Below are 13,508 nucleotides of genomic sequence, written 5' to 3'. Positions count from 1 at the left end.
CATTTTATTTAGGGTGATGCATCACCAATCATCCTTACGATAATGGATTGGCATGGTTAGCAGGCACTTCTGCCATTGATTTCCAATCTTCTCCATAATCCTGCTGCATCTCCAGATCTAATTTTTTCCCTTCGGGACTTTCTTCACCATATTTTTTTAACATGATCGATGCGGTATAAGCCATCGAACTTTGTCGCCTTTTTTCAATCGGCATTTTCTTTGCAATTTCAATGCATTTCAGATAATAAGCCATTGCTTTGGCAGAACCAGTTATTTTACTTTCAGAAAGCTGGCCCAACAAGCGGGTACATTCCATGGCAATAAAATCGTTCTCAATAAATTCTGCAATTTTAATCGCCTTTTCAAAATACCTTTTGGCTTCTTTCTTACCCGAATGTGCCAAAAGGAAACTACCATAACTCATGTGGATATGTGCACTTAACAGCGAACTTTCTCCAACGCGGGCCAAAGCCAGTTCGTATTGTTGCCGTGCTTCTGCCTTTTTGCTTTTTACGGCTAAGCTCTGCGCCAGCATGATCCTTGCGGCAACCACGGCCTCATGTAAACCTTGTTTTTGAGCAATTACAATTGCACGTTCCAAAACTGCATTTGCCTGTTCGTGTTTACCTTTACTTAAATAATTACTGGCCGTTAATATTTGTTGCTGGTAATCGGCTTCAGGATCGTTCTTTTCGCGGTTGGTATGCGCGGCAGCATTTTGCATCAACTGGCTTACATCAATATTGACCCTGAATTCGGTTCCCTGTTTTAATTTTTTTAATGTGCGGTGTGTATGGTGCTCGGTATATACCAGCTTAATATTTTCGTTATTTAAGGCTTTTACACAACTGCACCATTCGTTAATCCATTCAGAAAGGCCTGCTATATCAATAATTGTTGTAGGCGCAAGCTGAACGTATATTTTTTTCAACTTTAAATCAGGATAAAGGTTACAGAGCCGTTCCAATGCAATAACAGGCACATAAGCGTCTGTTCTATATTCTAGTGTATTTTCATCTGAATCAACATCCCAAATAATCCCTTTTCCGGTATCTTTCTGCCATAAATCAAAGATCTCTTTCCATTCTTTAACCAAACTTTCTCCGTAATCATTTTTACTTTGAAAAACCTGGTAATGGAGCAGAAACATATCATCTGTTCTGCTTTCTTCGGTTAACTGGTATTTAAAATAAGCCTCAAATAAATTTACCTCATGCCGCTCACCCAGGCAAAGGAAAAGTGTTTCTAATGGATACTTCCTTACTACTTGTTGCCATTGTTTATCTATTTTAAATAATTCGAGTTGTACCGGATTCATTGAGCCTTAATGTCGAAAATTAGTTTAGATTGATCGTTCCACTGCTGATATTCGTTTCACTTTCGCCGCCTACATTGATTTTTTTCGATGCAAGGTTCGCTTCAGTTTCCCCGCTCATGGAAAGCGTTTTGGTGCCGATATCCAAGGTTTGTGCTTCTATACCAATACCAGAGGTTGGTGTCCCATCTTCTGGTCCTACACCAATGCCGATACTGGTTTTGGCAGAATTCCCGATGTTCTCACCAAGGGTTAAAATGTCTTTCCCTTTGATGATAATCTTGCCGTTTTTATCCATAAAAATGCTGCTCTCGCCACATTTAATCAGGATCGATTCTTTGGTTTCGAAAACGGCTTTACCTGCTCCGTCGAGCTCGATAAAATTGCTGTCTTTATCTTTCATAACCATACCTGCCCCATCATCCATGGTTAACGTATGGCCGCTTTTAGAAGTTAAACTTTTGCTGTTATTGCTGGCACTGCCACCACTTCCGCTTTTGCCATGAAATACCGAACCCAAAACAATCGGACGAGCAATATTTCCCTCCTCAAAAGTTAGCGCTACCTGATCGCCGATTTCAGGAATAAACACAAAACCCCTGTTTTTACTTACTTTATCGCTGCTTCCTGCATCAGGGGTAATTACCCGCAGCCACTCGGTTACATCGTTGGTTTTACATTCCCATTTAAATTTCACCTTAATGCGGCCTTGCCCTTGTGGGTCGGCGTTATCAATCACATCTGCGAGTTGCATATCGGGATTTGGTTTAGTGTAATTTTTCACCGAAAGCCGTTCTGTTGTGGCTACCACTCCTTCGAAAGTATTGTAATATTTTCCAGTACCATCAATATCGTGATTAATAGTAGTGATTAAGAATTTACCCAGACTCTCCGTAGAAAATGAAAGTTCCTTTCTGATGCTCATCGTAATTTCGGCAATACTGCCAATACCCAAAGCAGCATTATCGCCACTGGCATTTACCTTTAAAAGGTTGCTGATATGTGCTTTTTCTTCGTTTTGTACATGGCTTTTAATATCATTGCTATTATCAACACGGATAAGTGCAGGTTGATTAAATGTTTTGCTGTACATGGTGTTTGATACCTGTATGGCATGTGACAGGTCTGGTGATCCATCACTAACGCCACTACTTTCGCTCTGCAACATTTCATCCTGTTTAGGGTTATAGGCAAAACGTTTGTTTTTAATCGGCGCAATTTCCATGGCATACTGCAGGTTTTGCACATCGCGGCCATAAACAAGGGCAACTTCTTTCTGATCGTCAGGCTTACCGAAATTCAGTTGTTTGCCATCATAATAAAACCATTCGTGGTATTCGCCCGAGAGTCTGTTCAGGAAATCAAAATCACTTTCGCGATATTGAATCAGGTAATCAATCGGTTCTTTTCTGACCGCGTTGGCTACGATTTTAATATCATTCGAAGGCACATCTGAAGTGGCAAGATTTACAATGCTATTTAAATCTTTATCAAGATAAGAGCCTAAATCAGGCCCGCGATCAATCAAAATGGTTGGGCTATATCCACTCACGATTAGTACACCATGATAACCATGGCTCTGCGCCAGTTCTACTTTGGTTACCAAACCAGTAAACTCTTGTAAAGCGCCAGCATCATAACCGAAAGAAGCAGTAAGGGTTTTCCCTACAAAATCGCGACTATCATTTAAGCTGATCATTCCAGGCAACCCCATCTGATCGTGGTTAAACCGCAGCTCAAAATAATGATGGGCATTAAATGCCTGCTTTAAACTGAAGGAGGCAAAATGGGTAATTGCCTTATCTTCTATATTTATTTCGGTGATTAATTTCTTTTCCATATCAACTCAATAATAGTTTATGACTACCTGAACATTCCATCGCGAAAGGTTAAAACGTTTCTTTTTCCATTAAAAACAGCCCCGTTTTTTGTTTCGTTAACCTCGGGATAGCCGATGGTTTTATCTTTAGGGTTATATTTCATGGCCAATTGGGCCATAAGTTTTTCTTTATCCTCACCTTCTTTGACGTCGGCAGAAGCAAACAACTGGTTTTTAACTGTCTTCTCGAGTTTGAATAAAGGCTTTTCAATACTAAATTCTGAATGATTGATGGTTAGTACATGGCTTACACTATAGGGTTCCGTTCCGCTCATTTGGCCATAGCCTGTAAAAAGATATGTTTTTTGAGGAGCAGTTTCTAAACTGTATATATGTTCAAAAAATGGAGTTGGACTCCCTTCGTCATCTTTATCTTTGTAAAGGTTGTTAAATGAGATTGCGGTAGGTGCATTATTTTCGTTTTTATACTGAACAATGTTCTGTACATGCCACATAGAGCCCGAATAGGGAGAAAGCCAGTAAAACACCTTAAGCTTTTTGTCATCAGCAATTAATACTTTAATTTCGTACGCTTTTAACGAGCCAAAATCATTTTCAAATGCATTTGGCTTCTCGAGCGCACTGATGAGTGCTTTAATAAAAGTTTCTTCAGCTTCAGTATTCCCATCACTGAGGTAACGCTCTCTTGAAGCAAGCATTTTAGCCGCCAATTTTTCAAGCGAGTCTGTTTCAGTAGACCCAGCACCTTTATTGCCTTGAATGACAGAATCGGCATTATATGCTGTACTTTGCCTTTTATCTTCATGTTTTGCACCGCATGAAAAGAATAGAAATACCAGAGAGAAAAATAAAATGCCTGCTATTTTCATACTATTGCCTTGGTATATTAATTAATCCCCTGTTTTCCATAGCCTTTAAAATGACGGCTGTTCCAATTTGTTTATTTATATAATCGAGGCTAAAAACATGATCTCTGGGGAAGCCTCCTTTAGTATATAGGTTAGAGCCACCCCACAGATATGGCGAATTGATGTTATTATTTTGATAAGCCTTTGCTATGCCATTATATTGCTCTAAACGCAGCAAAACCTTGGGCAAAGACCATACTGTTTCCTTATCTAAACCGCGTAATTTTAAAGCGTCAACAGCACTTTCCTCAAACGTAAATGGTGGACCATGACTAATTTTTGGCCGGTTTGCAGGGTGCTGCCTGGTAAAGCCACTTAGTGGATCGCCATTGTGCAGGTGTTTGGTAAAATCAGAATTGCTTTCCCTGTAATGTATGCAGGCAATAAAATACCATGGTATGCCCGTACTTTCAGAGAAAACACTATTATCTACAAATGTTCTGCTAAAAAAACTGTTTCCAATTTTTGGATTTCTTTTGAGGAAAAGATCGTCAGGTTCGGTTACAAAGCAGGTACTGCGATAAGTATATTCGGTTAAATTAAGCAGTTCATTTCTTACCGACTGATATCTTGATTTATTGTTTAAGATTTTATCATCAATAATCCGGTTGATCTCTGCAGATTTTAACGGAGAAATTGTACAGGAATTAAACAGCTTTATATATTCTAAATCGGTAGCCATAGGTAGCTCTTTTATCATGCCCCAAAAACAAAAAAATCGTTATTAGTGCCAGCTTAGCCGGAAACTAATAACGATTTAAATCGGATTAAGCTTTTGGCCAATCGTTTTCGTGTTCTGCATTGCCCAGTTTTAGTTTACGGGCAGATACCACAAAATTTAAAGTCATCGGGGTATTGTCGTTTACTGCGATACCCTCATTATATTGAATGATGTAGGCATCTTCAAAAGTAAGTTCCTTCATCTTTGCATCTTCTTCGCCTTTTTTGAAGGTAATGCTACCAGCCTGTGGTTTGTACTGGTTATTAACCATTGATTCGATTACTGAAGTATCTTCAGTTGATTCAATTTCGATGTGGATGGTACCACCATAAACACCTGAGGATGGACGGCCTTTCGCGTCAACATCTCTATTTAATGAAAAGCTGCACTGTAGTACATCAAATTCTTTTGATCCTAAGTTTAAACGGGTTTTGAATGCCATTGTAGTAAATTTTTAATGTTTTTAAATGAAATAGTTTTTTTAGCAAAGGGTTTGGCGTTAAGCGCATGGCGTCAGGCGTTTTATTTGCCTTAAACCTTCAACCTTCCTACCCTCAACCTCTCTTTAGGCTTTTGGCCAATCGTTGACGTGTTCAGCACTGCCTAATTTAAGCTTGCGGGCTGAAATCTGGAACTTGAGCGTCATCGGGTGATCGCCAACAATGTTTATTCCTTCGGAATATTTAACAATGTAGCCATCCTCGAAGTTAACTTCTTTCATTTTGGCATCTTCCTCTGATTTTTTGATCAGCAGGGTTCCTGTAATGGGTTTGTACTGGTTATTTACCATCGCTTCGATAATTGAGGTGTCTTCGGTTGATTCGATCTCAATATCGATGGTACCGCCGTAAACTCCGGAAGAAGGTCTTCCTTTAGCATCTACATCTCGGTTTAACGCATAGGCACAGTGAAGCACATCGTACTCCTTGCCTGAAAAGTTTAATCTAGCTTTGAAAGCCATAGTTTTAAAATTTAAAGGTTAAATAATTGGATTTTTCGTAGCCTCCGCTACATTAATTATAAACCAAATATTAAGCCAATTATTGTGTATCTCACTCATATATAACGAGTAACCGGCTCGATAAAATTTGAAAATCTTGGCTCACGCTATATAAAACGCAGATTATTACCAAGAAAAAAAATGTATTTTTTTTGAAATTAATTTCCGTCTTATTTCTACTACATACAAGAGTTCAAAGCATTGTAGCATTTTAGGGCAGGTTGTTGCTTTTTGGGGCAATTGAATTGATTACTGTCTTAATTTTTAATGTTATGGGTTAATTTTTTTGATTTCCTTACTTCCAGAAAGCTACAAGTGCCAAATAAAGAAAAGAAAGATTAAATGCCAAACATATGATTATCAAGGCATCAGCTTTTATCTGAAGTACAACAGAAATTAAATATAGAAATGCTGAAACTGGAACCGTTAACATAAATGCGAATAAAATCGGAAAAACTGGGTTTTGGCATGATCAAAAGCATTGATAAAGTTGTAGTAAAAGCCCAACATATTAAGGCCTAAAAACATAATTGCTAATATCAATAAGCTTGTATTTTCAATTATGTAATAGTTGGCTTTTGTAATTACATCAAGTACAGTTCCTAATGCATTTTTGAAAATCAATAACGGTATCCCGAAAACGGCAAATAGCACACCTATATAAACGATCCAAAAAAGTTTTTTTCGAGAACTTTTCAGTCCCACCTTCTTTGTAACTCTTAACTATGGTTTTGTTAAAGCGTGATGGCCTGAAACTGTATAAAACGATAAGGAAAAAATAAAATTCAAGCTGGAAAATGGTCAGTTGATAACCATCATTCGTGTTCCCAATCAATTTTTCATAGGCGCTTTGAATCATACAGGAATAAAATAATGAGATACGGCATACACCTAAAAAAAAGTAAAAAAATAGTATACGTGATTTTTTTGGCAATCATACCTTTTTAACATGAAAAGAGGTGATTAGGGCTAAACCTGAAGACTGACTATCAGATTTTTTTTGCAAGAATAAAAATCGGGGGGCTGCTTTATGCCCTATATTGCAGCTGTAGTTAGTAAATATTTCAATCATAACTAAATCAAATCAGTGTTAGCCAGGTCGTGTTTGAATGATACAGGTTTTCCATGAAGGGATTATCAAATAAGGCATTGGCGATGAGATAAATTGAAAAAAATATACTGACCAGCCAGAGTAAACCAAAAAACACTATACCCTAACCAAGTGCAAAACCCATCTAATTTTGATCTTTTTTATCAAGATATCTGCGAGAAGGAACAAAATAGCTGTAGGAATACTGATCACAATGCCAAATTGTGTGACTATTTTAATACGGCCTTTAACGTAATTGACTGAGCGAGATTACCGAAAATAAGAATGAAAAGTAGCGTAACAATAAGGGTTGATAATAAAAAAACGATTAAAAATTTAACCAATACCTGGATCTTATTATTTGCAACGTGTTTAGCATTTCGTTATGATCATGTTAGCTGATGTTATTTACAATTAATTGCCGAACTTATTTTAAGTTCCTTTTAAATCCGGATTTAAATGTTAAAATTCCATACATAAAAAAAAATGAAATGGTAATAATGGGTGAGCCATTTTGAGAATAATCCTCAACCACGTAACTTTATCTAGCTTTTAATACACCTCTAACTTATTGCTTCCTTTAACCCTATGCAATTCCAATCCATATTGTTTTCTTTTTCCTTCCTGATCCTTGGAGTATAAGGGAGTGACCCCATTTGATGTAATTAAACCAACTAATTTTCCATTAGGGTGGATAAACAATTTGTAATCAGTTAAGGGTTGCATGTAACCTTTCGATGAGGAGATGCGTTTCTCTAAGGATTCTAAATATTCCTTTTGCTTTTTCTCATCCATATATACTGAAACCATTTCCCTCTCGCGCGATTTTTTATACAATTGAAGATAGTCTTTATGATTTCCCTCATTAATTATATTATGAACATTTTGATAATATGCTAACACTTCAGATAATAGTTGAGCAGGATCTTCTTTAGTTAAACTTAACGAATTTGTAAAACCTTCTAGTTCATAAGGCACATCAGCATCAAATGTCCAGGTATAAACCAATGAATCTGCTGGCTTATCGATAGCGGGAAAGGAACATCTTTTCACATTTTTAACCGGGGCAGCTGCACCATTTTCTGTATAAACAATGTCAATAAAATAATCTTTTACATCTTTAGGCAATATTTTTGAATTAGGGCTTAAAGGTTTTACCACGAGCATTATATTTTGAACGCCTGATTTCGATATATATGGATTCAAATATTCAATTCCGCTAACCACTCCATTCTTCCTGTTTCTGACCATGCTTACGCCATTAAAAATGATATCGAAGCGACCACTAAAATCATAATTTGCAAAATAAGTCTTTTTCATTTTTTCTTTATATTTATAGTTACCTGCTATTTTTTCTTGCTTAGCCTCTGTACAGCTAACTACGAAAAGTAACGCGAACAATGGGATATATAATATTTGTTTCATCAAAATTGAATTTTTTTAGTTAAGTCTATTTTAGGGACTAGACTTTTAACAATGTCCGGTTCTCCATCATTATCGTTTGGATTTAAACTGGCCTTAAACCAAACTTCTAGTTTTACTCCTGAAAAATAAAAATCTATATCCACTCCCCCATCCTTAATTTCAAATGGACAGGTAAGTTTGACATAAGAACTTGCTTTTGCACCAACTCCTACTTCCGCAATCTTTTTCTTTTCATCTAAAACTCTAGCATTAGCATCTTTAACCTTCGCTAATATTTTTACCGAGGCACTGATCTCAATTTCTCCTAAAATCTTACCTTCAATACCACCACTAAAATCTAGTTTTCTATCGACAAAATTGTACTTTGCATTTGCATGTCCCTCATAAATAGGCTCTTTAGTTTTCAGATCAGTTCCCGTTTTTTTACCCACTAACTTAATTTGAGCTTTAAAACGAACCTCTATTTTATAATCAAATTCTACTCTTCCTCCGCTAAAAACATTAGCTGCCCAAGAAGCAAGATCTAAAGCATCCAATATTAGGCCCCAAGGCTTTAATTTACTGCCTAATGCAAGTATATCTAGCTTAACATTTGCTCCAATAAGAGGATCAGCAACTAATCTTCCCTCTAGTTCATAACTAATTTTGCCTGATTTTGAGCCGGCGAAGCCAATTCCTAACCCAACACCAATATTTGGAGCTTCCAGTTCGAAGCTCATTGGTAATTTTTTCAATCTACTTAAAAGGCCCGTATTTCCAGAAGTTCTAATACGATTATTTTCATTTCTAGCCTCACTTACTCCCAAATCTCCATCCAATTTATTCACAATCCATAATAGCGGAGAAAGCATTTTTCTATATTTTTCTCCCATTTCCTTTGAGAGACTAATTATATCATCTTCACCACTAACCTCACACTCTACCCCCAAAGTAAAGGAAGTTTTTCGCCCCTCCTCTACCTGACCAGCATTATTTATTATCCGCTCTCTAATATCCACTCGAGTGGCACTATTACTTGTAGTTATATTCCTTCCTTCATAAGAATCAGCATAGTGCTCAACTAACGAAGCTGTTGGCTTATAGTAGATAGGCGTTTTTATGTTATAGTTGAAATTGAATACCCATTTCATATCTGGGTATATATTTATCCTGGCAATTTGATTGGGATAACGACATGTTGTTACCGGTACAAAATAGGTTTGATAAATCTTTTCCTTATTAATTAGCTTTAAGAGATACCTGATTACCCAGATGTTTTTTACATTTTTAGAAAGCGCTCCCCCCTCAAAAGCTTCTTGTGTTCCTAAATAATCGGCGATCTTACTTTCATAAACCTTGTTATAAACATAACCCAGCTCCAAAGAAACTGTATCCTTTTCAATCTTATAATCTTCATCTGTGAGCCCCTGTACTTCTGCTACTGAAATAAGTTTAAATCTGTCCATACTGCCAGCTGGGTTTGGTAAACCTTTTGCTTGCTGATCATCTGAATATTGCTTTTTATAAGGGTCATCTGTTTTAAGCTCAGGCGCTTTTTTTCCATTATCAGGATGGTAAAACCTAAAACTACTCACTGAACTAAAATTCAACAATTGATCCATTAATCGGCCAGTAAAACCTGATGAAGGTCTCCACTGCCCAACAATATATTGCATCTTAAAAACATCTTCAGGCTTTTCATGCTTATGTCCATCATTAAGTATACCTTCACATTTGTAAGCACTTCCAATGTGCATAGACTCTTCAGGGCTTTTAGCATCCTTCTTAAATTTAGCTGTAACGGTTACTTTTGTTTTTTCTTTATCGCCGGCTACAATCTCAAAAGTATTAAGGGTGCTATCTTTTACTTTACTTGCCAACTGATTTTCATCGAATATTACAACACTTCTTTCTCCTTCTTTTATAGTTATCGTAGAATAGGCACAGGGATTATTTTCTTTTTTTGTGTAATTAATATCCCCAATGTATTGGATCATATTATTCTTCTCGATCTCTTTCCTGTCGAGAAAATCAGACATAAATTCTGCGGAAACCTTAAATTCGCTGTATATCGGATCTTTCTCCTTTTGTAAGGCTTCCATTCCCAACAACTTAGCGTTATATTTTGATAAACTTTTAGAAGGTTCGAGTGCAAAGTTTTTAATAATTGGATCCTGTACGCTATTATAAGATATTACTCCTGCAATCTCCTTTTCTTTAGTTTCATACAGTTCGATAATAGGTACAAATATTTTTTCCTCATTTTCATTTTTGCGCCAGGCAACATCAATTATAAAATCGATGTTGATAATCGTATTGATATTATCTGCCTTATTGTAGTCTATAAACCCCAGTTTTTTGGTAAAAGGTTTTTCCATAACATTATGTTTTTCGAAATCGCCTGTATCTACAGCCTTTAATGCATCTTCCTTTTTTAACAAATATATTTTTGCCTCATAATTTCCTTTTTTATTGATATTATCAGGATATTGATGCAACAATATTTGAAGATGCATAGCATCACCGTACCTTCTAACTTTTTCACTCTCATTAAAATAGGCATAACTGACGCTTGGGGTACTAATGTAAGGTATAATGAAGAAATGAAATTCCTGATCGGCATTATCATTAAAAACAACAACCCTCTGCTTGAAGCCGTAATAGTAACTGGTCCCCTCCGGACTAATACTGAATTTACTTGCTTTTTTATATTGTTTACCAATACCTTTTTCAACAATAAACTGATTTTGTCCATTTCCAATATCAGCCCAAAGATCATTTTGCTGCCCTTGACTGTCTTTTATACTCGCATAGTAATTTTCATAAATAAATGCCCATTTCACATCAGGCGATAAAATGTGGTCGCTAAAGCAGGTTTCATCTAAAAAGAAATTTATATTGGAGCTGGCTTCTACCGTAATGGTTTGCCCAGGATAGACCAATTGTTCTTTCATAAAAGTACTTAACTGGCCTGTTACTTCAATTTTACATGCTATTACTTTTCCCATAATTATTCGGCATTTAAAAACTCATATGGATCCTGCTTATCCAAATCCGTCATATTGATTAAAGGATTTACATTTGCCTGAAGCTCTTTATCAGCATTTTTTAAATTTTTACTGCTTGGAACACCAATCTGACCGCTTTTAACAATCTCTACACATGGGCTACCAGCTACTGCACAGGTTGCCTTGCTATCTTCTAAAATAATGTAGCCACCAGGCGGATCGTATTTTTCTTTCTCATAAAAACCATCCCATTTAGTGATATTTGGCACACAAGGACTATTATTCATTTTGGCGCAAGATCCAAATGTCTTTTTTTTAAAGGGCACTCCAATATCCTTATTGGTAACAATAAGTTTCTCTTTTGCTTCATGATCATTGGCATACCACTTTTTATGGCTAAGTACCACGAGCTGATCCGGAGTTGTACCAAACTGACATTTGCAGATTGCGCCCTGAACTACCTTTTCTTTTAGTGCCATATTTATATCTCTTTTAAAATTAATCTCCTACCAAAGCATCTATAAACTTCATCAGTTTGCTTTTCTTGTTCTTTGGTTCATCATCTACGATGATGTTATGCTCATCTGTTTTTGAAACAGCATTGATTTCATACATCGTAAAATATATTCTTTTTTCTAAACAGATATTCTGTTCATGATCTTTATAATAAAAACTAAAATAGGCCGTAGTATTGGTCATAAATAAATGCCTGGCATCGAGATCAAATACTACATCCAATTTCATATAGTACTTCTGATTTTCATCTTTTGCCCCACTTAGAAACTGAGGGGCCTCCATTTCGTCCGAATTAAAATTTACTTCTAAGGTATGATATGAAGTAACCTGCCTGTTAAAATATTGTAAACCCGTAAACCTAACAGGAAATTTATAGGGTACAACAGCAAGATGTAGATCTGTTCTTACACCGGCTGTACCATTATATCCAATGAATTTGGGATGAAAAAATAAATTCCAGAACATATCATATTTCATTGATTTTTCAATCAATGCTTTGCTTCCAAACTTTATATCCGCAACACCTATCAACTTATCAACCGTCTCCCCCTCATATTTGTCTGCAATCCGTTTTTTATTGTGATTCCAACGGCTTAAAATTTGATCATGATTGGTAATTCCCCTTACCGGCAAACCTTTATTGTTAATTACACACTGCACAGGATAGATTGATCTCGTTATTGCCTGCGATAAAATTTCGCTAATCAGATCTGGTTCATGCTGGTTGAAAAATACATTTTGTTTATCGATATCTATTTGCCAGCCGTTATGATGTGCATCAATTTTCACATCAACTTCGTAGTCTATTCGTTTATGAGGTAATTCATCATTTCCGGCATAATATTTTACAGAAACACCATATTGCCGCTCTTTTAAATAAGCGTATTCTGATGATTTGGAACTTATATTTTCAAAATTTATATTCATTCTGGATCTTACTGTTGTGACGGTAAACTGAAGATTAGGGCAAATGCACAATAAGCTATATTTTAATAATACTTGTATTGTTTAAAAATTACGGTTTCAGGATTTTTTTCGGCTAAATTGTTATAAAAATAAATTTTAGTTGGATTATTGTGCGCATCAAAATCTTTCATCACCATAACCTCGACACTTTTTACAACTTCATTTTCCTTACGTTCGTTTAGGGTAACGGTCTTCTCTATCCTATTATTCTTAATAAAATACTTGTAATTGTTCGTTCCCACAATGTCGCCCTGTTTAGATTGACTTTTAACTATTCTGTAATTTTGATCGGTGGTAACCATCTGGGCCTGAGATGTATCACTTTGATTTACAATATTATAGTTCAAATCATCTAACCATACATACTTATATTCCGTTACTTCCGTTTCTTTACCGTCAATGCTGATATGTTCCTTATAGGTTATATTTTTTCCCTGTCCAGTATAAATCATTTCATATATGATTACCATACCATTATCATTTTTACGTTTTCTATAATTTACCACGCCATTTCCCTGCCTATCAAATGTCAATTTGTACTTTCCAAAAAAGTTACTGGTATCTGTAGGAATAACTTTTTTACTTACTTTACACAGGTAAGTAGATACTTCCTTTACTGCTCCCTGAAGACCGTATTCTTTCTTTAATGAATAGCCCTTCGGTTCGCTATGTTGCGCGGTGCAGTTCGAAAAAAGAAGTATTAAATTAAGTAATAATAAATATGTAACTTTCATTCGGGT

11 protein-coding genes are annotated in these 13,508 nt (G+C 36.0%); all 11 read right to left on the bottom strand.

Going from position 1 to position 13,508, the window contains the following annotated elements; genetic code table 11:
- Nucleotides 1-34: 34 nt before the first annotated feature.
- The 11 genes from FFJ24_RS22925 to FFJ24_RS22875 all read right to left on the bottom strand — a co-directional run bounded on the left by FFJ24_RS22925 (nucleotide 35) and on the right by FFJ24_RS22875 (nucleotide 13,502).
- Nucleotides 35-1,318 (bottom strand): lipopolysaccharide assembly protein LapB, encoded by a 1,284-nt coding sequence (locus FFJ24_RS22925; protein WP_138819441.1) that lies wholly within the window; start codon nucleotides 1,316-1,318, stop codon nucleotides 35-37.
- A 19-nt stretch (nucleotides 1,319-1,337) separates the two neighbouring features.
- Nucleotides 1,338-3,155: a type VI secretion system Vgr family protein gene (locus tag FFJ24_RS22920; RefSeq protein ID WP_138819440.1), complete on the bottom strand. Its 1,818-nt coding sequence runs from the start codon at nucleotides 3,153-3,155 to the stop codon at nucleotides 1,338-1,340.
- Between the two features lie 23 nt (nucleotides 3,156-3,178).
- Complete coding sequence (locus FFJ24_RS26590) at nucleotides 3,179-4,024, bottom strand: hypothetical protein (RefSeq protein WP_138819439.1); 846 nt, start codon at nucleotides 4,022-4,024, stop codon at nucleotides 3,179-3,181.
- 1 nt (nucleotide 4,025) lies between these two features.
- On the bottom strand, nucleotides 4,026-4,745 hold the full coding sequence (locus tag FFJ24_RS22910; RefSeq protein WP_138819438.1) for a hypothetical protein: 720 nt from the start codon (nucleotides 4,743-4,745) through the stop codon (nucleotides 4,026-4,028).
- Nucleotides 4,746-4,830: 85 nt separating this feature from the next.
- Nucleotides 4,831-5,226, bottom strand: coding sequence for a type VI secretion system tube protein TssD (tssD, locus tag FFJ24_RS22905; RefSeq protein ID WP_138819437.1), 396 nt, complete (start codon nucleotides 5,224-5,226; stop codon nucleotides 4,831-4,833).
- Nucleotides 5,227-5,349: 123 nt separating this feature from the next.
- On the bottom strand, nucleotides 5,350-5,745 hold the full coding sequence (gene tssD, locus FFJ24_RS22900) for a type VI secretion system tube protein TssD (protein ID WP_025141870.1): 396 nt from the start codon (nucleotides 5,743-5,745) through the stop codon (nucleotides 5,350-5,352).
- 1,681 nt (nucleotides 5,746-7,426) lie between these two features.
- The gene (locus FFJ24_RS22895; RefSeq protein WP_138819436.1) at nucleotides 7,427-8,299 is read right to left on the bottom strand and encodes a hypothetical protein; all 873 of its coding nucleotides are present in this window, start codon (nucleotides 8,297-8,299) and stop codon (nucleotides 7,427-7,429) included.
- Nucleotides 8,299-11,286: a hypothetical protein gene (locus FFJ24_RS22890; protein WP_138819435.1), complete on the bottom strand. Its 2,988-nt coding sequence runs from the start codon at nucleotides 11,284-11,286 to the stop codon at nucleotides 8,299-8,301. Before FFJ24_RS22890 ends, FFJ24_RS22895 begins: the two co-directional genes overlap by 1 nt.
- Nucleotides 11,287-11,288: 2 nt before the next feature.
- Nucleotides 11,289-11,765: a DUF4280 domain-containing protein gene (locus tag FFJ24_RS22885; protein ID WP_138819434.1), complete on the bottom strand. Its 477-nt coding sequence runs from the start codon at nucleotides 11,763-11,765 to the stop codon at nucleotides 11,289-11,291.
- 19 nt (nucleotides 11,766-11,784) lie between these two features.
- Entirely contained in the window at nucleotides 11,785-12,729 is a 945-nt protein-coding gene (locus FFJ24_RS22880; protein ID WP_138819433.1) for a hypothetical protein, read from the bottom strand.
- A 62-nt stretch (nucleotides 12,730-12,791) separates the two neighbouring features.
- The gene (locus FFJ24_RS22875; protein WP_138819432.1) at nucleotides 12,792-13,502 is read right to left on the bottom strand and encodes a hypothetical protein; all 711 of its coding nucleotides are present in this window, start codon (nucleotides 13,500-13,502) and stop codon (nucleotides 12,792-12,794) included.
- Between the last annotated feature and the right edge of the window lie 6 nt (nucleotides 13,503-13,508).

This window comes from Pedobacter sp. KBS0701 (genome assembly GCF_005938645.2).
Lineage (GTDB): Bacteria > Bacteroidota > Bacteroidia > Sphingobacteriales > Sphingobacteriaceae > Pedobacter.
This window is presented reverse-complemented; position numbering and strand designations above follow the sequence as displayed.